Raw genomic sequence first — 17,573 nt, forward strand, 5'->3', positions numbered from 1 at the left:
CCAGACAGGGAGGTTTTCATGTTCGATGTCCGCAAGGCGACGCCGTTGCCCGCACGCTGGTGCTGCGCGCTGCTGGCGTTGCCGTTGGGCTGCGCCGCCGCCGACGGCTACACCTTCGATCCCGCGCTGCTGCGCGGCAGCGTGCTGAGCAACAGCGCCCTGAGCCAGTTCAACCAGCAGGACGCCGTCGCCCCCGGCAGCTATCAGATCGATCTGTACCTCAACGGCCAGTTTCTCGAGCGCGATCAAATTCGCTTCGTGCGCGCAGGCCAGCAGGTGCTGCCCTGTTTCGATCGGCCGCAGCTGACGCGCTTCGGGCTGAAGAATCCGCCGGCGGCCGAGGCGGAATGCCTGCTGCCCGGCCGGGATCTGAAGGACATCATGGTGAACGCCGATATCTCGCGGCTGCGGCTGGATCTCAGCATTCCGCAGGCGCTGTTGAACGGCCGGCCGCGCGGCAGCGTCAATCCCGCCAGCCTGGACAGCGGCGAATCAATGGCCTTCGTCAATTACAACCTCAACCAGTACCACGTCAGCTACCGGCAGGGGCAAACCCGCGATCTCGATTCGACCTACGCCAACCTGAACGGCGGATTCAACCTCGGGCTCTGGCGCTACCGCCAGCAGTCCAGCTACCGCTACGATCGGGAGTTCGGCGGTCACCTGGACACCAGCCGCCGCTACGTGCAGCGCGCAATCCTGCCCTGGCGCAGCGAAATGCTGTTGGGCGAAGGCTTTACCGACGGGCACTTCTTCTCCGGCCTGGGCTTTCGCGGCATTCAGCTCAGCTCGGACGATCGCATGCTGCCGGATTCACAGCGCGGCTATGCGCCGGTGGTGCACGGCGTGGCGAAAAGCAACGCGCGCGTGACGGTGCTGCAGGGTAAAAGCACGCTGTACGAAACCACCGTGGCGCCGGGGCCGTTCGCCATCAACGATCTGTACGCCACCAACTACGCCGGCGATCTGACCGTGGTGGTGACCGAAGCCGACGGCAGCGTCAGCACCTTCACCGTGCCGTTCGCCGCGGTGCCGGAATCCATTCGCCCCGGCCAGTCGCGCTACTCCGCCATCGTCGGCCGTTCCCGCTACGTCGGCGACAACGATCTGTTCAGCGAAGTGACCTGGCAGCACGGCCTGACCAACGCCCTGACCTTCAACCTCGGCAATCAGCTGGCGGACGGCTACCAGGCGATGATGTTGGGCGGCGTGTACAGCAGCTGGCTGGGCGCCTTCGGCATGGATACCACCTATTCCCACGCCAGCCTGCCGGACGGCGGCGCCTCCGGCTGGATGCTGCACCTCTCTTACAGCCGAACCTTCAGCCCGACAGACACCACGCTATCCATCGCCGGCTACCGCTACTCTACCGAAGGCTTTCGCGATCTCAGCGACGTGCTCGGCGTGCGGCGCGCCGCCGTTACCGGCCAAAACTGGCAGTCCGACTCCTACCGCCAGCGTTCGCGTTTCGAGGTGGCCGTCAATCAGGGCATGGGCGCGTTCGGCAGCCTGACGATGTCCGGCTCGACTCAGGACTACCGCGATCAGCGCGGCCGCGACAATCAGCTCCAGCTGGGCTGGGGGAAAACCTTCGGCAACGGTGTGGCGCTTAACCTTTCCGTCACCCGCACCCGCAGCCTGGGCTACAGCAACGGCGACTACCGCGGCTACGGGCCGCTGGATAACGTCTACAGCGCGCCGCTGGCGCAGAACGCGCAGACCGTCACCGCCCTGTCGCTGAGCTTCCCGCTCGGGCGTTCATCATCCGCCCCCAGCGTCTCGCTGCTGGCCAACCACAGCCAGGGTCAGGGCGGCAACTATCAGGCTGCGCTGTCGGGCAGCGTCGGCGACGAACAGCCGGTCAGTTACGGCCTGAACTTCACCACCGACGACGATCGCCAACAAAGCGTCTGGGGCGGCAACCTGCAAACCCGCCTGCCTTACGCCAACGTCACCGGCTCGTTCTCCACCGCGCGCCAGTACCGACAAGGCTCCCTGTCGCTGCAGGGCGCGGTGGTGGCGCACCGCGGCGGCGTGACATTAGGGCCGTATGTCGGCGACACCTTCGCCCTGATCGAAGCGCCCGGCGCCAGCGGCGCACGGGTGATGGACGGCCAGGGCGCGCGCGTCGATCGCTTCGGCTATGCGCTGGCTCCGTCGCTGGTGCCCTATCACTACAACACCGTCGCGCTGAACCCCGAGGGCATGAACGACAAAGCGGAACTGGAAGACGGCCAGCGGCGCGTGGCTCCTTATGCCGGTGCCACGGTGCGCCTGCGCTTCAACACCGTGCGCGGCCAGGCGCTGCTGATCACCGCACAGCGGCCCGATAACGCACCGATCCCGATGGGCGCCAACGTCCTTGACGCGGCAGGCAACAGCGTGGGCATGGTCGGCCAGGCCAACCAGGTGTACCTACGCAGCGATCGGAGCGCCGGCGAACTGACGCTGAACTGGGGCGACGCGCCCGGCCAGCAGTGCACGCTGCATTATCGCCTGCCCGCCGCGGAAGACAGCCCGATTCAGCGGCTCAGCTCCCCATGCCGCTAGCCCGTTTAACTGATCTCAGGAGAGACGATGAAACACATTTCTTATCTGGTCGCCGCCCCGGCGCTGTTCGCCCTGTCGCTGTTCGGCGCGCCCGCGGCGCTGGCGCAATGCACGCGTGTCGCCCCCTGGATCGACTCCGGCTGCGATCCTTGCGGGGTAGGCACGGCGCTGGGCCGGGTCAACCTGACCAGCACCTATCTGCAGCCCGTCGGCACGCCGCTCGGCACCAGCGTGTTCGATCTGACCTCCGGCACCCGCTATCCCGACCCAAACAAGGTGCTGTATGAATGCGATGCCGGCGATGTCGGGCAAATTTATGAAGTCTTCGCCACCAACGGCGACGATCGCGTCGGCGGCTATTTCGATCTGGGCGCCCAGGACGGCAACCCCAACTATTACGCCACCTACTTCCCCTACGTCGGCATCCGTTTGACCCACCTGGATTCCGGCAAGGTTTTTACCCGTTACTGGCAGTCGGCGCCGATTACCCGCTACGCCACCGTCGGCAACAAAATCCAGATCCGGGTGAAAGACTTCAGCGCCATCCGCGCCGATCTGATCCGCATCAGCTCGCTGCCGGGCGCGGGCGCCAGCAACTACTGCGGCTACAGCGCCGGCAACCCGCTGGTGGGCATGGCGTCGACCACCGGCAATTCGAACTATACCTGCACGCAGCCGAACGGCTATGTCACCTTTCAGGGGCCCGGCATCGCTTCGGATCCTATCGGCAGCGATTCCGCCACCAACTACGCCACCTGGGGCACCGGGCGCTGGAACGCGATGGGCATGGGCACCGCACCGATCTCCTCATTGACCTATACCGCCACCTGCGTGGCGCGCAACGTCACGCCGCTGGTGATCCTGCCGACCATTTCCGTCAGCCAGTTGACCGCCGGGCAAACCTCACAGGCGCAGTTCACCATCAATATCGAATGCGACAACGCCGCCGTATCCGGCGTCAGCAGCAACAATACCGCCCTCGGCCTGCAGGTACCGTATGAAAGCTATGTCGCGGCGCAGCAGCTCGGGCTGGTCAGCGCCAACGGCGGCGTGAGCTACCTGCTCTCCAGCGGCTACGGCACCGACAGCAGCGTCGCCACCGGCGTGGGTATCGCGCTCGCCAACGCCGGCAACGGCGCGCCGATGAACTTTGTCGGCTGGACGCGTTGCAGCGCCGGGCAATGCCCGCAGGGCAGCGACGCCGGCTGGTACCCGGTGCTCAACGGCGCCAGCGGCGGCGGCAGCACCGCGGCGGGGTTTACCCACTACACCACCCAGCTCACCGCCACGCTCGCCCGGTTGCCTGGCCAAACCGTCACCGCCGGCAAGGTGGACGCCAGGGCCTACGTTTGGGTTAAGGTGCAATGATGAGAAAGAAATATCTGACGATGGGATGCGCCCTGCTGCTGGCGCTGGCTTCCATCGGCGCGCAGGCAGGCATCATCGCCTCCGCCACGCGGGTGATTTTCCGCGAAGGCGAGACGGAAAAAACCCTGATGCTGCTCAACACCAACGGCTACCCGATCGTGGCGCAAACCTGGGTCGATAACGGCGACGTCAACGCCGCCCCCGAACTGTCCCGCGCACCGTTTGTCACCCTGCCCAGCGTTTTCGCCCTGCCGCCTTCTGCGCTGAAAGGGCTGCGCATCCTGTTTGCCGGCGCTAACCTGCCCGTCGACCGGGAGTCGGTATTCTGGCTCAACCTGTATGAGATCCCGCCTAACCCGCCGACCACGCCGCCGCTGGCGTCGCGCGTGACGCTGGCGATGAACACCCAGATGAAGATCTTCTACCGGCCCAGAGCGCTGCAGGGGAAAGCCGAGAACGCGGCCGAGGCCGTTTCGTTCACGCTGCAAAAATCGCCGGACGGTTATCTGCTGCGCTGTCAAAACCGATCGGCGTTTTATCTCTCGTTCGCGCGCATCGCCGTGCACGCCGACAGGCGCGATTACCCGGTGCGGCAAGAAAGCGACATGATGACCGCGCCGTTCAGCATACGGGATTATCACCTCGACGGCGTTGCAGCGCCGACACTCCCTTCTCAGGTCACCGTTCAGGCCACTCTCATCAACGACCAGGGCCAACAGATCGTCAAGCCATACACAGCAAACCCATAACGATAAAAAGCAGCACATTTTTTAAGTACAGGAAATAGGGAAAATGAGTCTAAGCAGATTCCAGCTACAGTTTCACCTGGAGAAACAGGCCAACATCATCAGGCAGTCACCGGCGTTCCACGCCGCCATCGTCAAACACGGGGAATTATTGAGGGAGACCTACAAGAAGCATCCGCTGTTTTACAAAATCATTTTCAGGAACAGCCGGTTCATCATCTGCTCCACCATCCTGTCCATTTATTACCACCAGCACGCCGCCGCGCTGAAAGACATCAAAGCCTTTTTCAAAGGGAAGAATATGATCAGCGAGAATTCCCTGGATTCCTTTCTGTTCTTTTTACGGGTCGGGCGCCGGCTGGAGGTCAAACCCTGCGAACATGACAAACGCCAGTTACGCTATAAGCCTACGCCGCACGCGCTGGCGGAAACCCAGGCGCTGATCGCCTCAATGGCGCGCCCTTACCAGGCGCTGGCGCCACAGATGCCCATCGCGGCGCTGCTGGCGGCGCCCGACTTTCTGTCCACCTTTTTCGCCGCCTACGGGCAACTGATGCTCAAGGAGGTCTACCTGATCGATCTGGTGCCGCAATCCGCGCTGTTTATCAGCAAAGATGCCGGCCACATGGTGCTGTTGATGTTGTTTATCGAAAGCATCCGACAGGACTCCCCCTTTCTGCTGCTCTCCTCGGCGAAAATCGCCAAGTCCTGCTCCGTCTCACGCGCGCACGTGAACCGCATTCTGCAGGCGGCGGAAAAATCCGGCCTGCTGACCACCACCAATAATGTGGTGATCGAACTCAACAGTTCGTTCTTCATCATGGCGGAGCGCTATTTTAGTCTCTATTTCGCGATGGTCGAATTCGGACTTGAACGGGTTTGGCAAACGCTACAATCCGCCACGCACTCCTGAGCCCTTTAGCGCGCCCGCAGCACCCGATCGATCAGCCCCCAGGCCGCCGCTTCGTCGGCGGTCATAAAGCGATCGCGATCCAACACCCGCTCCACCTCTTCATAACTTAGGCCGCAATGTTGGGCATACAACCGAATCACCGTGTCTTTGGTGCGCTTCATCTCTTCGGCGTGGATCAAGATGTCGGAGGCCTGCCCCTGAAAGCCGCCCAGCGGCTGGTGCACGTGCAGGCTGGCATTAGGCAGCGCCATGCGGTGCCCCGATTCGCCGGCCATCAGCAGGAACGAGCCCATCGAGCGCGCGGTGCCCATGCACAGCGTATGCACCGGGGCGCGGATATACTGCATGGTGTCGTAAATCGCCAACCCGCTGGTGATCACTCCGCCCGGCGAGTTGATATAAAGATGGATGGGTTTTTCCGGGTTTTCCGCCTCCAGAAACAGCAGCTGGGCGCACAGCATTTCGGCCACGTCGTCGTTGACTTCGCCGTTAAGGAACACGATCCGATCGCGCAGCAGACGCGAATAAATATCAAAGGAACGTTCTCCCCGGCTGGTCTGTTCCACCACCATCGGGACGAGCATCATCTTCTCACGCATCGGTGAACTCCTGGGTTGGCAACAAAGGGAAATGTGTTTAACGCGTCAGGCGGCGCGCATCACCGTCGGCGGGCCATCGTTGGCGGCATCGAGCTGGTGGATAATCCGCAGCAGGCTGCCGCCGCCGGCGTCCGGCACGATCTGCAGGGTGACGACGCTTTCGAGAAACGGCGGTTGGTCGTCGCGCAAGCGATAGCTCACCGCCTCGCCCGGCGTGGCGGCCAGCGGCTCGGCCTGCGCCAGATCCCCCGTCGGCAGCCACTGCTCACGCAATTCGGGAACACTGAGCGCCCGCCACACTTTTTCCGGCGGCGCCTCGAGCGAATATTCCAACACCAGCCGGTCGCGCGGCGGCCGCTCAGCCTGTTTGTTCATTGATCCATGTCCTTCAGCAAAGTTTGCAGCGCGTCGATGCGCGCCGGCCAGTAGGCGCGGTACTTCGCCAGCCACTGGGCGATCTGCGCCAGCCCTTCCGGGTCGACCTGGTAATTGACACAGCGCCCCTGCCTCGTCTCGCGTACCAGTCCGGCGTTACGCAGCACCGCCAGGTGTTGCGACATCGCCGACTGGCTGATGGGCAGCCCTTCGCGCAACGCACTGGCGTTCATGCTGGCGACAGCGAGTTTGTCGAAGATGCTGCGGCGGGTCGGATCGGCCAACGCCTTGAAGATGTCATTTTCGTTCATACAAACACATTAGTATTCACTTATGTATTATGCAAACGCAGAGGCAGATTTTTTTCGCAAGGCGAGACTCCGCGCCGGGGCGCGGAGTCGAGAGGTGAGCAATTACAGCGGTTTATTGCATGCGGGCGTGGTCAGCGCCGGTTGACCGGCAGGCGCCCCCTCCTGCGCTTCCAGCGCGAGACGCGCCAGCGGCATGTCTTCGTGGTAGCGCGCCTCGGCATTCAGAGTCTTTGAGTAGCGGTTGTACTTCCACCAGGCGTAGCCGAGGAACACCACCAGCCCGCCGACGTTATAGAACACGATGGTCATGATGCTGGCGCCGGTCGGGAACGTCGAGGCGAAGAAGCCGACGGTGAAGATGGCGATCAGCACGCTGACGATGGCGATGCCCTGCAGGCGCGAGCCCATTTTGAAATCGCGCGCCACCCGATCGTACTTCAGACGCAGATTCAGGTAGGCCAGCATGATGAACAGCGGCGGCAGCATCGAGGCGGCGGCGGTCATGTTGATCAGCGTGTTCATCAAATCCTGCACGCTGCTGGAGCCCAGCGTCGGGATCAGCATCAGCGGGATAACGATGAAGAACTGGATCCAGGCGGCGCGCGTCGGCACACCGTGCCGGTTCAGGCGGATGGTTTTCTCGCCGAAAATGCCCTTCGGGATCTCGGTGAAGAAAATTTTCACCGGCGCCGCCGTCCACATCAGCAGCGAACCGAACATGGCGGTGAAGGAAACGATGCCGACAAAGCGGTTCATCAGCACCGTCGGCAGGCCAAAGTGCGCCGACAAGCCTTCGAACACCTGTACCGTACCGCCGGTAAAATGCAGGTCGGTGCGGTGCACGAATACGTTAATCAGCAGCGATGACACCGAATACAGCACGCCGATGAACAGCCCGGAAACGATGATCACCTTCACGAAGGCGCGGCTGCCGCCTTTCACATCGTTCACGTACACCGCCACGGATTCCGCCCCGCCCGCCGCCTGGAAGATCCAGGCGGTAATGCCGAGGAACGCCCAGTTGAAGTTCGGCGTCATCGCCTGCACGTTGATCGGATCGGCCGGCTCGATGCCGCCCAGCACCGCCGCGCCCGCCAGGATGATGTAGGAAAACGTCAGCAGCAGCATCAGCGACGAAGTGACGGAGGTCATCGGCCCCAGCAGTTTCGCGCCGCTGTTGGAGATGTAGGTCGAGAAGGCGAACAGGAAGATGCTGATGATCGCCGTGGTCAGCGGCGTAAACACATAGTCATAGCCCAAGAACGCGTAAGAAGCGTAGGCGATGACGCGCGGCAGCAGCGCGGTGAAGAAAAACAGATTCACGAACCAGTAGGTGTAGGCGGTGATAAACGCCCAGCGCCCGCCGAGCGCGCTTTTGACCCAGGCATAGACGCCGGCCTCGGAGTTGCGGTTGAGCGAGACGAACTCGGCGATGATCAGGCAAAAGGGAATGAAGTAAATGATCGTCGCCACCAGGAATACCGGCGACGAGGCGATGCCGAGCTGAATATTGTTGTTGATCACGTTGTTGAAACTGAACACTGCCGCAAACGTCATCGACAGCAGGCCAAACTTGCCGATGGTGTTTCTGTTCGACGCAGCCATAGAGATTCTCCGAATGGTGTAGGGGACTTCGGTTTGTTGTTATCGATCGGCGGTCGCGCTATTTGTTGATGAAATAGCTGTCTTCCACCGTCACTTTTAAAATGACTTTTTTTACCTTGCCGCTTTCTTTGAAGCGGTGAGCCTGGTGGTTTTCGAAGATCACCACGTTGCCTTTGCCAACCCGGCGCCTCTCGCCTTCGCCGCTGAAAAACTCGCGGTCGGTTTCGTCCTGATAGGGCGCCACCGTCGTCAGCGCCCGTTTGTCGGCGACTTCGACGATCTCGTCTCCCTCGAGGTAGTAGTGCACGTCGAAGTAGCGGCGGTTGCCTTCCAGCCAGCCGTGCTGCCGGCCGGCACCGACGCTCAGCCGATAGGTCAGCGAGTCGCCGATCGAATGGCACACGTTCGGGCTGATGCGATCGACATTGGCGATCGCCTCCATGCAGCGCAGCCATTTCTTGCCGCTGTGATAAATGCGCTGAAACTCCGTCAGGGATTCGAGAATGATCATGCGTTTTCCTCCGCAGACTGCGGGTGATGAGGGGCCGGCGCGAAGTCATAACCGGCGAGCGTGGCGCCGTCCGTTTGCCGGCCGTCGAACGGCACCAGCGTGAAGCCGTAACTGAATGGCGCCAGATAGACCCGGTGGGTATCCAGCACCTCGGAGCCCCAGGAGTTGGAGCCGAGACCGAGCACCTGATCGTCCAGGTTCAGCGTCAGGCAATCGTCAGGCTCCAGCTCGCTGATGTGCTGGGCCTGATGCAGCATCTCGGCGCTGTACGGCCACAGGCTGAAGTTGATTGGCCGCCGCGGCTGGATGAAGATCCCCTTGCCCGCCGCGTCCTGCAGGCTCAGCCAGCGCACGTCCTGCCGGTTGCCGTTGTCCTGCGGGAACGGATAGTGTTCGAACAGCGCATCAGCTCGCTGCCGGTAGTGGCCGATGAGGTTGGCCCGGCAGCTGTCGCGGTAGTTCTCGCCCGGCCCGCGGCCGTAGTACTCCACCTGTTCGAAGCGGCGGCTGATGCCGAAATCGAGACCGATTTTCGGGATCACCTGCCGGAAATCGCCGTAAGGCTCGCCGGCCAGATCCAGGCTGACACAGCCCTGCGGAGAAATGCGCCAGCGATAGGTGCAGCGCATGCCGAAGTCGAACACCGGCGGCGCGATCAGGCTGTGCACCTCGATCAGCAGGCCCTCCCCCTGCCAGTGTCGGCTGAGGCGGCGGAAATGCTGTTGCATGATGGGGAAGTGATACGGCAGCCAAATCCCCTCATATTCCTGTTTATGGTTATCGATCACCGGTTTGAAGAAGGTGATGCGCGGCGCGCGCCCCACAATTTCTTCATCGTCTACCCGCCACGACAGCAGTTCGCCGCTCAGCAGCGAGAACGCCAGCTGGAACCGGCCGCCGCTGACGATCAGCTGATGATTTTCCTCGCGGCATTGCAGCGCCGGCGCATCGGCCAACGGTGGAGCCGGTAGCCGCGTCGCCGCCTGGCGCAGATGCTGGTAATGCCCCAGCAGTTGGCCGCTCTCGCTGTAGCGGGTGGCGCTGTCTTTATGCACCGCCACGTCGATCAGCGTTTCCCCCTGCCCCAGCGCCAGCACCGGCAGGTGCATGTCTTCACTCTCGCCCGGCTGCAGATGCGGCAGCTTGAATTCGTAACTCGCCACTTGGCGGCCGTCGGTCTTGACGCTGACCTTCAGCGTGATGTCCGCCAGCGAGCTGAACCAGTAGCGGTTTTTCACCCGCAGCACGTCGCCTGCGCCTTCTTCCGCCGTCACTTCCACCGGGCACAGCACCTGCTGATATTCACGCAGGCCGGGGCCGGGGCGCTGGTCCGGGTAGATCAGGCCGTCCATGCAGAAGTTGTAGTTGTTCGGGTAGTCGCCGTAATCGCCGCCGTACTGGTAGCGCTCGCGCCCCTGCTCGTCGTGGCTCAGCAGACCGTGATCGCACCATTCCCAGATATAGTGCCCCTGCAAACTGGCGTGACGGTTGAACACCGACTGGTATTCGAACAGCCCGCCGGGGCCGTTGCCCATGGCATGGGCGTATTCACACAGAATGCGCGGTTTGGGGTGCGGGTATTCACCGAAGGCGTTCATCATCGCCACGCGGGAATACATGGTGCTGATCACGTCGGTCACTTCGGCGTCGCGATCTTCTTCGTAGTGGATGAGGCGGGTCGGATCGAGCGCCTTGCAGCGCCGGGCCATGGCGCGAATGTTGCACCCGTAGCCGGACTCGTTGCCGAGCGACCAGATGATGATCGACGGGTGGTTTTTCTGCGCCGCCACGTGGCGCTCGATGCGCTCGACGTAAGCCTGCTCCCAGCGCGGATCGTCGGTAATGCGGCTCAGATCGCCAACGTTGGCAAAGCCGTGGCTCTCCAGATCGGTCTCCGCCATCACAAACAGGCCATAGAGATCGCACAGCTCGTAAAAACGCGGATCGTTGGGATAATGGGCGGTGCGCACCGAGTTGATGTTGTGCTGTTTCATCAGCACGATGTCGCGCTCCATCCGCGCCATATCGACGGCGCGCCCTTTTCGGTGATCGTGATCGTGGCGGTTGACGCCGTGCAGTTTGAGGTAACGCCCGTTGACGTACATCAGCCCGTCGCGCACCGCGATCTCGCGGAAGCCCACCCGCTGCGGCACCACGCCCAGCAGGTTGCCGGCGCCGTCATACAGGCTCAGCAACAGCTGATACAGATAGGGATTTTCCGCATTCCACTGCTGCGGGCGGCTGACCGGCAGCTCGAAACGGCAGATCAGCGCCCGCTCGATGCGCAGATCGTCGCGCCACTGCTCCGCCACGCAGCGATCGCCGTCGAACAGCTGCGCCTGCAGGCGGCAGCCTTCGGCGGCCGGCGATCCGAGATGGCGCAGCTCGGCGTCGATCGCCAACTGCGCGTCGCAATAGCGCTCATCGAAGGTGGTGACCAGCGTCAGGTCGTGAAGGTGAGTGGCGCTCTGGCCGATCAGATAAACGTCGCGGAAGATGCCGGCCATCCACCACATGTCCTGATCTTCGATGTAGGTGGAATCGGCCCACTGCATCACCCGCACCGACAGCAGGTTCTCGCCCTGCCGCACATAGGGGCTGATGTCGAACTCGGCGCACAGTCGGCTGCCCTTGCTGAAGCCGACATAGCCGCCGTTGACGTACACCTCGAAGTAGGTTTCCACGCCGTCGAATTTGATCAGCACTTGCTGGTCCCGCCAACCGGCGTCGAGCGTAAAGTGGCGCTGATAGGCGCCGGTGGGGTTGTTGGTCGGCACGTAAGGCACGTCGATCGGGAACGGGAAGCCCTCGTCGGTATACTGCAGGTGGCCGTGCCCTTCCAACTGCCACATGCCCGGCACCGCCATATCGCCCCAGTCGCTCATCGGCTCACGGTAAAACGCCGCCGGCACCTGCGCCGGGTGCTCGAAGAACCGAAAGCGCCAGCGGCCGCTCAGCAGCTGGAAACGCCGGCTGGCGTTGCGATCGAAGCTCAGCGCCTGCTCGGCGTCCGCGTAGCTGAAGAAGCTCGCGCGCGGTGCCAACCGGTGCTCCGACTGTTTTTCAATGTTTTCCCAATTATTCACGTCACGTCTCCCAACACCTGTGCAATGCGGAAACGATAGTAAATATTTAGTAAAAATTACAGCCGATATTTACCAAATGACGACAGGATCACAATAAATCTCAAATGCCTTTTTTTATCATGACGTTAATTTTGAGCGCCAACGCCCCCCGCCGAGGCGGGGGGCGGTCAGGCGACGGTGGTGTCACGCAGCTGCAGCGAGCTGGGAACGAAGATCGACAGCGGGACGGCGCGCTCATCGCGCAGCCGCTCCGCCAGCAGGTTGACGGCCTGTGCGCCCATGGTTTCCGAAGGGATGCGCACCGTGGACAAGGCGGGGAAAATAAAGCGGGCGGTGGGAATGTCGTTGACGCTGATTAACGCGATCTGCCCCGGCACCTGAATGCCGTGTTCATGCAGCGCGCGCAGCACGCCGATGGCGATCGAATCGGTCGCCACCAGCAGCGCCGGCGGATAGCCATTCTTGCTCTGCAACATCGCTTTGGCGCACTGGTAGCCCGACTGGCTGCTGAAATCGCCGTGGTAAATATCCTGCGGCCGCACCACGTTTTGCTGCCGGCCATACTCGACGAACGCCTGCTCGCGCTGGTCGATGCCGGCCGGATGGTCGCGCCCGCCGATAAAGCCGATGCGCTGATAGCCACGGCCGATGAAGTAATCGATCACCTTGCGGCTGATCTTGTACAGGTCGACATTGACGCAGTCGAAACGCTCATCGTCCACCACGCCGTCGATAAACACCACCGGCGTTTCCTGCTGCCTGAGCTGCTCATACAGCGCGGGCTGTGGCCGGCCGATCACCAGCAGGCCGTCGGCCGCCGGCAGCGCCTTGTCGCCGGTAAAGTCGTAACCGGCGCTCAGCATCACGCCCAGTTTTTCGCACTGCGTTTCGATGCCGTAGCGCATCGCCAGGTAATAGGGATCGTTGATCTCCACACCCTGCGTATAGGTGAACAGCGCGGCGAATTGCAGGCGTTGCCCACTTTGCCGTTTGGAAGGCGCAATCTTGTATTCGAGGCGCTCCGCCGCTTCCAGGATCTTCTGGCGGGTTTGCGCCTTCACGCTCAGGGTGGGGTCGTCATTCAACACGCGCGAAACGGTGGCGACGGACACATTAGCGGCTTCAGCAATTTCCTTCAGTGTGGCCATAGAGTCCCAATGCACAGACGAAAAACGGTAGCTTAATCGGATAGCGGCGCAACGTACAGTGCCGCCCGCCCCTCTCTTCCCAGACCGGGCCGGCGCTCGCTCATACAAACCGCTGCCGGGCGCCTGCAGCGAAAGATACCCATTTCACCCGTTGTGATCAAGTTAACGATTTACTGATTAAAGCGTATTTTTTACTAAATATTTTACTAATATACCTGCCGTTTACCGCCCGCGACCGGGCGGACTTTATCTCTTCTCCCAAGGAGCCGGGAGCGACCTTGCGTGAGCCGCCGTTCGACTGACGCGCCGATCCATCCAACACCAGGCACATGCCCCATGACATCAATAAATCATCACGCCCTGTTGCCCTTGTTACTGATACTCAGCGCGCCGGTCTGGGCGGCGCAGGAACCCGTTACCCCGGCGGAGCGCAATCAGCTGCCGCCGCCGCCGTTGCCCGAAACCGCCGCGACCGCCCTGCGCTTTTACGGCGAGCTCGGCATCGGCGGCAGCGTCTATTTGAACGGCGAACATCAACATAAATACAGCGACGGCACCTACATCGAAGGCGGCCTCGAGATCAAACAGGGCCATTGGTTCGGCCTGATTTACGGCGAGGGCTGGACCGTGCAGGCCGACAGCCAGGGCCACGCCTGGACGCCCGGACACGGCTGGGGCGGCTTCGAGGGGGGCCTGAACCGTTTCTACGGCGGTTACCGTACCGATGACGGCACCGAGATGATGCTCAGCGTACGCAACGACTCGTCGCTCGACGATCTGCAATGGTGGGGCGACTTCACGCCGGAGTACGGCTACGTGATCCCCAACACCCGCGATCTCAGCTACGCCGCCAAGCTGCAAAACCTGACCGGGCGCTTTCGCTACAGCGTGACGGCGGCGCCGGAAAGCCGCATCGACGAGAGCAAGGCGCTGCTGCACTTCGGCAAATACGACCGCTACTCCGACAAATACACCTACCGGGCGATGATCAACGGCTACACCCAGTACGATCTGCAAGACGGTCTGACGCTGCTGAACGGCCTGGAGGTGACCGACGGCCTGGGGCAGCTGTTTCTGCTGGGGCTGCGCGGCAAACACCTGGCCGGCCGCGTCTGGCACCACACCGGCAAAGGCGACAGCGGCGGCCATCCCGGCAGCGAGTCGGGCCTGATGCTCAGCGCGATGACGGAAACCGCCAAAGGGCTGTACCTCTCCACCGCCTACAGCTACGCCCGCCACCGGTTTGATAACGCGGCGGATACCGCCACCTCCTACGCCCAGTTCGGCATCTGGTACGAATATGCCGGCGGTAAGCTGGCCACCGCGCTGGACAGCAAATTCTTTATGCGCAACGACAGCACCGGCGCCAGCAACTCGGTGTTTCTGATGCAATATTTCTATTGGTAACCGTTGAGGCCCCTACGATGAACATGACTCCCCTGACGCCGCTGGCCACCGCCCTCACCCTCGCGCTGACGCTGGCGGGCTGCGCGCCGAAAACGCCCACTGCCCCACTGGCCGAACGCTACCCAAACGTTATCGATCGCCACGGCGCGCCGCATTTTATGCTCGATTATGACTTCGACGATCATCAACGCTTCAACCCGTTCTTCGATCTCGGCGCCTGGCACGGCCACCTGTTGCCGAGCGGCCCGGAAGGCATGGGCGGCTTCCCCGGCCCGGCACTGCTGACCGAAGAATACATCAACTTTATGGCCAACAATTTCGATCGGCTCAGCGTGTATCGCAACGGCAAGCCGGTGTCTTTCACCATGACGGCCTACAGCCTGCCCGGCGCCCTGGTGCAGCGGCTCAGCGCGCCGGGGGTGACCGTCAACCTGACGCTGCGCTTCGCCAGTGCGCGCACCTCGCTGCTGGAGACGCAAATTATCACCGATGCGCCGCTGGAGCTGGTGTGGGATGGCGAATTGCTGGAGCGCTACGCGGCCAAAGAGCAAAAACCGCAGCCGCCGGCGACCCTCGAACAGGCGTTTCCGGACTACACGCGCCGCATTGTGCCGACGGCGGACGGCCTGCGCGTCACCTTCGGCAAGGTGCGTGCGCCGTCGCAGCTGATGACCTCCGGCCAGTCCGAGTATCAGATCCATAAATCGCTGCCGCAGCGCACCACGGTCGACGGCCACCGCTTCCGCGCCACGGCGCGCATCGCCGGCACCACCACGCTGTACACCACCTATTCGCACCTGCTCACCGCCGACGAGGCGCAGCGCGAACAGCGCGCTATCGCCGACATCCTCGCTCACCCGCAGCGCTATATGGCCGCATCGGCCCAGCGTTGGGAACGCTATCTCGCCGCCGGGCTCCGCAACCCGCACGCCACGGCGGAACAAACGCGTGTGGCGGTCAAAGCGATAGAAACGCTGAACGGCAACTGGCGCGGCGCCGCCGGGGCGATGAAGTTCGACTCGGTCACCCCGTCGGTCACCGGGCGCTGGTTCTCCGGCAACCAGACCTGGCCGTGGGACACCTGGAAACAGGCCTACGCCATGGCGCACTTCAACCCGGACGTGGCCAAGGACAACATTCGCGCGGTGTTCGCCTACCAGATCCGGCCGGGCGACGCTTTGCGGCCGTGGGACGCCGGTTTCCTGCCCGACCTTATCGCCTACAACCCCAGCCCGGAGCGCGGCGGCGACGGCGGCAACTGGAACGAACGCAACACCAAGCCGAGCCTGGCGGCCTGGGCGGTGATGGAGGTCTATCGCGTCACCGGCGATAAGGGCTGGCTGGCGGAGATGTACCCGAAGCTGGTGGCTTACCATGACTGGTGGCTGCGCAACCGCGATCACAACGGCAACGGCGTGCCGGAGTACGGCGCCACCCGTGACAAAGCGCACAATACTCCCGACGGGCGCATGCTGTTTACCGTCAAACGCGGGCAACGCGAGCAAACGCTGGCCGGCCTCGACAGCTACGATCGCATCGTGCGCGAGGGGCATTACGACAGCATCGCGATCCCGGCGCAGACCGCCGCCTCCTGGGAGTCGGGCCGTGACGATGCGGCGGTATTCGGCTTTATCGATCCGGATCAATTGGCGCGCTACGTGGCGCAGGGCGGCAAACGCGAAGACTGGCAGGTGAAATTCGCCGAAAACCGCGCGCCGGACGGCACGCTGCTCGGCTACTCGCTGCTGCAGGAGTCGGTGGATCAGGCCAGCTATATGTACAGCGACAACCGCTACCTGGCGGAGATGGCCGATATTCTGGGCCGCGGCGCGGAAGCCGCCGCCTTCCGCGCCAAAGCCGACCGGCTGGCGGCCTACATCAACACCTGCATGTTCGATAAACAGAGCGGTTTCTTCTATGACATCCGCATCGAAAGCCGGCCGTTGGCCAACGGCTGCGCCGGCAAACCGATCGTCGAACGCGGCAAAGGGCCGGAAGGCTGGTCGCCGCTGTTCAACGGCGCCGCCAGCCAGCCGCACGCCGATGCGGTGGTCAGGGTGATGAAGGATCCGCGCGAGTTCAATACCTACGTGCCGCTCGGCACCGCGGCGCTGACCAACCCGGCGTTCGGCGCGGACATCTACTGGCGCGGACGTGTGTGGGTCGATCAGTTGTATTTCGGCCTCAAGGGCATGGAACGCTACGGCTATCGCGACGACGCGGTAGCGATGGCGCAGGCCTTCTTCCGCCACGCCGACGGCCTGGTCGCCGACGGGCCGATCCGCGAGAACTACAACCCGCTCACCGGCAAACAGCAAGGCGCGCCGAACTTCTCCTGGAGCGCGGCGCATCTGTACATGTTGTATAACGACTTCTTCACGCAATAAGCCGCGGCGGCCACCGCCATCGTTGCCCGGCGGTGGCCCGCGTTTATGATCGGATCGGGATCACCAGCACGTCGATATTCAGCTGGTTGATGGCGTTGCGGGTAGAAGAAAACAGGTTGCTCCACAGATCGTGGTGATGGCCGAACACCAGAAGATCGATGTTCTTGTCCACGACCGCCGTGCGCAGTTCGTCAACGAAGCCGCCGCGCCCGATAATCACTTCCGCGATCGGATAATTGACGTTTTGCGTGGTGGGTTCCAGCTCTTTGCGGATCTTCTCTTCGAACGGCACGCCGTCATAACTGCGCTCCGAAAAGCCGATCGCCGCGTGGTAGGTGTCGTAGTGGACGTCCACATAGATCAGCGAGAGTTTGGCCTGCAGCGCCTCCGCCAGCAACGCCCCTTTTTCGACCAGCCGTTTGCCGTCATCGCTCAGATCGGTGGCGATGACAATATGGTGGTAACACATAGCGCCTCCTGTCATGGACTCGGTTGAGCCGAGGCTCCGATATCACGCTGGGGTCATATCGTTATGATTAATTTTAGTTCAGAAATGGCGCTCGTGGC

General features: G+C 62.5%; 14 protein-coding genes. 6 read left to right on the forward strand and 8 right to left on the reverse strand.

The window, feature by feature from the left end:
- Positions 1-18: 18 nt before the first annotated feature.
- Genes ACMGF7_RS22435 through ACMGF7_RS22450 form a run of 4 tightly spaced genes read left to right on the forward strand, consistent with a single transcriptional unit; the run spans position 19 to position 5,577 of the window.
- Positions 19-2,550 carry a fimbria/pilus outer membrane usher protein gene (locus ACMGF7_RS22435; protein ID WP_420286717.1) on the forward strand — a complete coding sequence of 844 codons (2,532 nt, stop codon included), beginning with the start codon at positions 19-21 and terminating at the stop codon, positions 2,548-2,550.
- A 27-nt stretch (positions 2,551-2,577) separates the two neighbouring features.
- Entirely contained in the window at positions 2,578-3,918 is a 1,341-nt protein-coding gene (locus ACMGF7_RS22440; protein WP_406887057.1) for a fimbrial protein, read from the forward strand.
- A complete protein-coding gene (locus ACMGF7_RS22445; RefSeq protein WP_420286718.1) occupies positions 3,915-4,667 on the forward strand; it encodes a molecular chaperone in 753 nt (250 codons plus the stop codon). The genes ACMGF7_RS22440 and ACMGF7_RS22445 overlap by 4 nt, the downstream gene beginning before the upstream one ends.
- Positions 4,668-4,710: 43 nt before the next feature.
- Positions 4,711-5,577, forward strand: coding sequence for a hypothetical protein (locus ACMGF7_RS22450; RefSeq protein ID WP_015377557.1), 867 nt, complete (start codon positions 4,711-4,713; stop codon positions 5,575-5,577).
- Positions 5,578-5,582: 5 nt separating this feature from the next.
- On the opposite strand, the gene ACMGF7_RS22455 is transcribed toward ACMGF7_RS22450, so the two are convergent.
- The 7 genes from ACMGF7_RS22455 to ebgR all read right to left on the reverse strand — a co-directional run bounded on the left by ACMGF7_RS22455 (position 5,583) and on the right by ebgR (position 13,212).
- Positions 5,583-6,176: an ATP-dependent Clp protease proteolytic subunit gene (locus ACMGF7_RS22455; protein WP_015377556.1), complete on the reverse strand. Its 594-nt coding sequence runs from the start codon at positions 6,174-6,176 to the stop codon at positions 5,583-5,585.
- Positions 6,177-6,221: 45 nt separating this feature from the next.
- A complete protein-coding gene (locus tag ACMGF7_RS22460) occupies positions 6,222-6,551 on the reverse strand; it encodes an SRPBCC family protein (RefSeq protein WP_015377555.1) in 330 nt (109 codons plus the stop codon).
- Positions 6,548-6,862 carry an ArsR/SmtB family transcription factor gene (locus ACMGF7_RS22465; protein WP_004941008.1) on the reverse strand — a complete coding sequence of 105 codons (315 nt, stop codon included), beginning with the start codon at positions 6,860-6,862 and terminating at the stop codon, positions 6,548-6,550. Before ACMGF7_RS22465 ends, ACMGF7_RS22460 begins: the two co-directional genes overlap by 4 nt.
- Before the next feature lie 102 nt (positions 6,863-6,964).
- Positions 6,965-8,467 carry an amino acid permease gene (locus ACMGF7_RS22470; RefSeq protein ID WP_015377554.1) on the reverse strand — a complete coding sequence of 501 codons (1,503 nt, stop codon included), beginning with the start codon at positions 8,465-8,467 and terminating at the stop codon, positions 6,965-6,967.
- Positions 8,468-8,525: 58 nt separating this feature from the next.
- The gene (locus ACMGF7_RS22475; RefSeq protein WP_004941002.1) at positions 8,526-8,978 is read right to left on the reverse strand and encodes a beta-galactosidase subunit beta; all 453 of its coding nucleotides are present in this window, start codon (positions 8,976-8,978) and stop codon (positions 8,526-8,528) included.
- On the reverse strand, positions 8,975-12,064 hold the full coding sequence (gene ebgA, locus ACMGF7_RS22480; RefSeq protein ID WP_164095003.1) for a beta-galactosidase subunit alpha: 3,090 nt from the start codon (positions 12,062-12,064) through the stop codon (positions 8,975-8,977). The genes ACMGF7_RS22475 and ebgA overlap by 4 nt, the downstream gene beginning before the upstream one ends.
- Before the next feature lie 167 nt (positions 12,065-12,231).
- The gene (gene ebgR / locus ACMGF7_RS22485) at positions 12,232-13,212 is read right to left on the reverse strand and encodes a transcriptional regulator EbgR (protein ID WP_015377551.1); all 981 of its coding nucleotides are present in this window, start codon (positions 13,210-13,212) and stop codon (positions 12,232-12,234) included.
- Between the two features lie 336 nt (positions 13,213-13,548).
- Between ebgR and ygjJ the strand changes: the two genes are divergently transcribed.
- Positions 13,549-14,619, forward strand: a complete 1,071-nt coding sequence (gene ygjJ / locus ACMGF7_RS22490) for a protein YgjJ (RefSeq protein WP_015377550.1) — start codon at positions 13,549-13,551, stop codon at positions 14,617-14,619.
- A gap of 17 nt (positions 14,620-14,636) precedes the next feature.
- Positions 14,637-17,006 carry an alpha-glucosidase gene (gene ygjK, locus ACMGF7_RS22495; protein ID WP_197763800.1) on the forward strand — a complete coding sequence of 790 codons (2,370 nt, stop codon included), beginning with the start codon at positions 14,637-14,639 and terminating at the stop codon, positions 17,004-17,006.
- Between the two features lie 43 nt (positions 17,007-17,049).
- Here the strand turns inward: ygjK and ACMGF7_RS22500 are convergent, their stop codons facing one another.
- On the reverse strand, positions 17,050-17,475 hold the full coding sequence (locus tag ACMGF7_RS22500; RefSeq protein ID WP_015377548.1) for a universal stress protein: 426 nt from the start codon (positions 17,473-17,475) through the stop codon (positions 17,050-17,052).
- Between the last annotated feature and the right edge of the window lie 98 nt (positions 17,476-17,573).

The organism is Serratia sp. BNK-17, from assembly GCF_048684935.1.
Lineage (GTDB): Bacteria > Pseudomonadota > Gammaproteobacteria > Enterobacterales > Enterobacteriaceae > Serratia > Serratia nematodiphila.

What these genes read in the sequence shown, in the direction of transcription:
- ACMGF7_RS22470 (WP_015377554.1), bottom strand. Translation starts at nt 8,467, where the DNA reads ATGGCTGCGTCGAACAGAAACACCATCGGCAAGTTTGGCCTGCTGTCG.
- ACMGF7_RS22440 (WP_406887057.1), top strand. Translation starts at nt 2,578, where the DNA reads ATGAAACACATTTCTTATCTGGTCGCCGCCCCGGCGCTGTTCGCCCTG.
- ygjK (WP_197763800.1), top strand. Translation starts at nt 14,637, where the DNA reads ATGAACATGACTCCCCTGACGCCGCTGGCCACCGCCCTCACCCTCGCG.
- ACMGF7_RS22445 (WP_420286718.1), top strand. Translation starts at nt 3,915, where the DNA reads ATGATGAGAAAGAAATATCTGACGATGGGATGCGCCCTGCTGCTGGCG.
- ACMGF7_RS22460 (WP_015377555.1), bottom strand. Translation starts at nt 6,551, where the DNA reads ATGAACAAACAGGCTGAGCGGCCGCCGCGCGACCGGCTGGTGTTGGAA.
- ygjJ (WP_015377550.1), top strand. Translation starts at nt 13,549, where the DNA reads ATGACATCAATAAATCATCACGCCCTGTTGCCCTTGTTACTGATACTC.
- ACMGF7_RS22450 (WP_015377557.1), top strand. Translation starts at nt 4,711, where the DNA reads ATGAGTCTAAGCAGATTCCAGCTACAGTTTCACCTGGAGAAACAGGCC.
- ebgR (WP_015377551.1), bottom strand. Translation starts at nt 13,212, where the DNA reads ATGGCCACACTGAAGGAAATTGCTGAAGCCGCTAATGTGTCCGTCGCC.
- ACMGF7_RS22500 (WP_015377548.1), bottom strand. Translation starts at nt 17,475, where the DNA reads ATGTGTTACCACCATATTGTCATCGCCACCGATCTGAGCGATGACGGC.
- ACMGF7_RS22475 (WP_004941002.1), bottom strand. Translation starts at nt 8,978, where the DNA reads ATGATCATTCTCGAATCCCTGACGGAGTTTCAGCGCATTTATCACAGC.
- ACMGF7_RS22465 (WP_004941008.1), bottom strand. Translation starts at nt 6,862, where the DNA reads ATGAACGAAAATGACATCTTCAAGGCGTTGGCCGATCCGACCCGCCGC.
- ACMGF7_RS22435 (WP_420286717.1), top strand. Translation starts at nt 19, where the DNA reads ATGTTCGATGTCCGCAAGGCGACGCCGTTGCCCGCACGCTGGTGCTGC.
- ACMGF7_RS22455 (WP_015377556.1), bottom strand. Translation starts at nt 6,176, where the DNA reads ATGCGTGAGAAGATGATGCTCGTCCCGATGGTGGTGGAACAGACCAGC.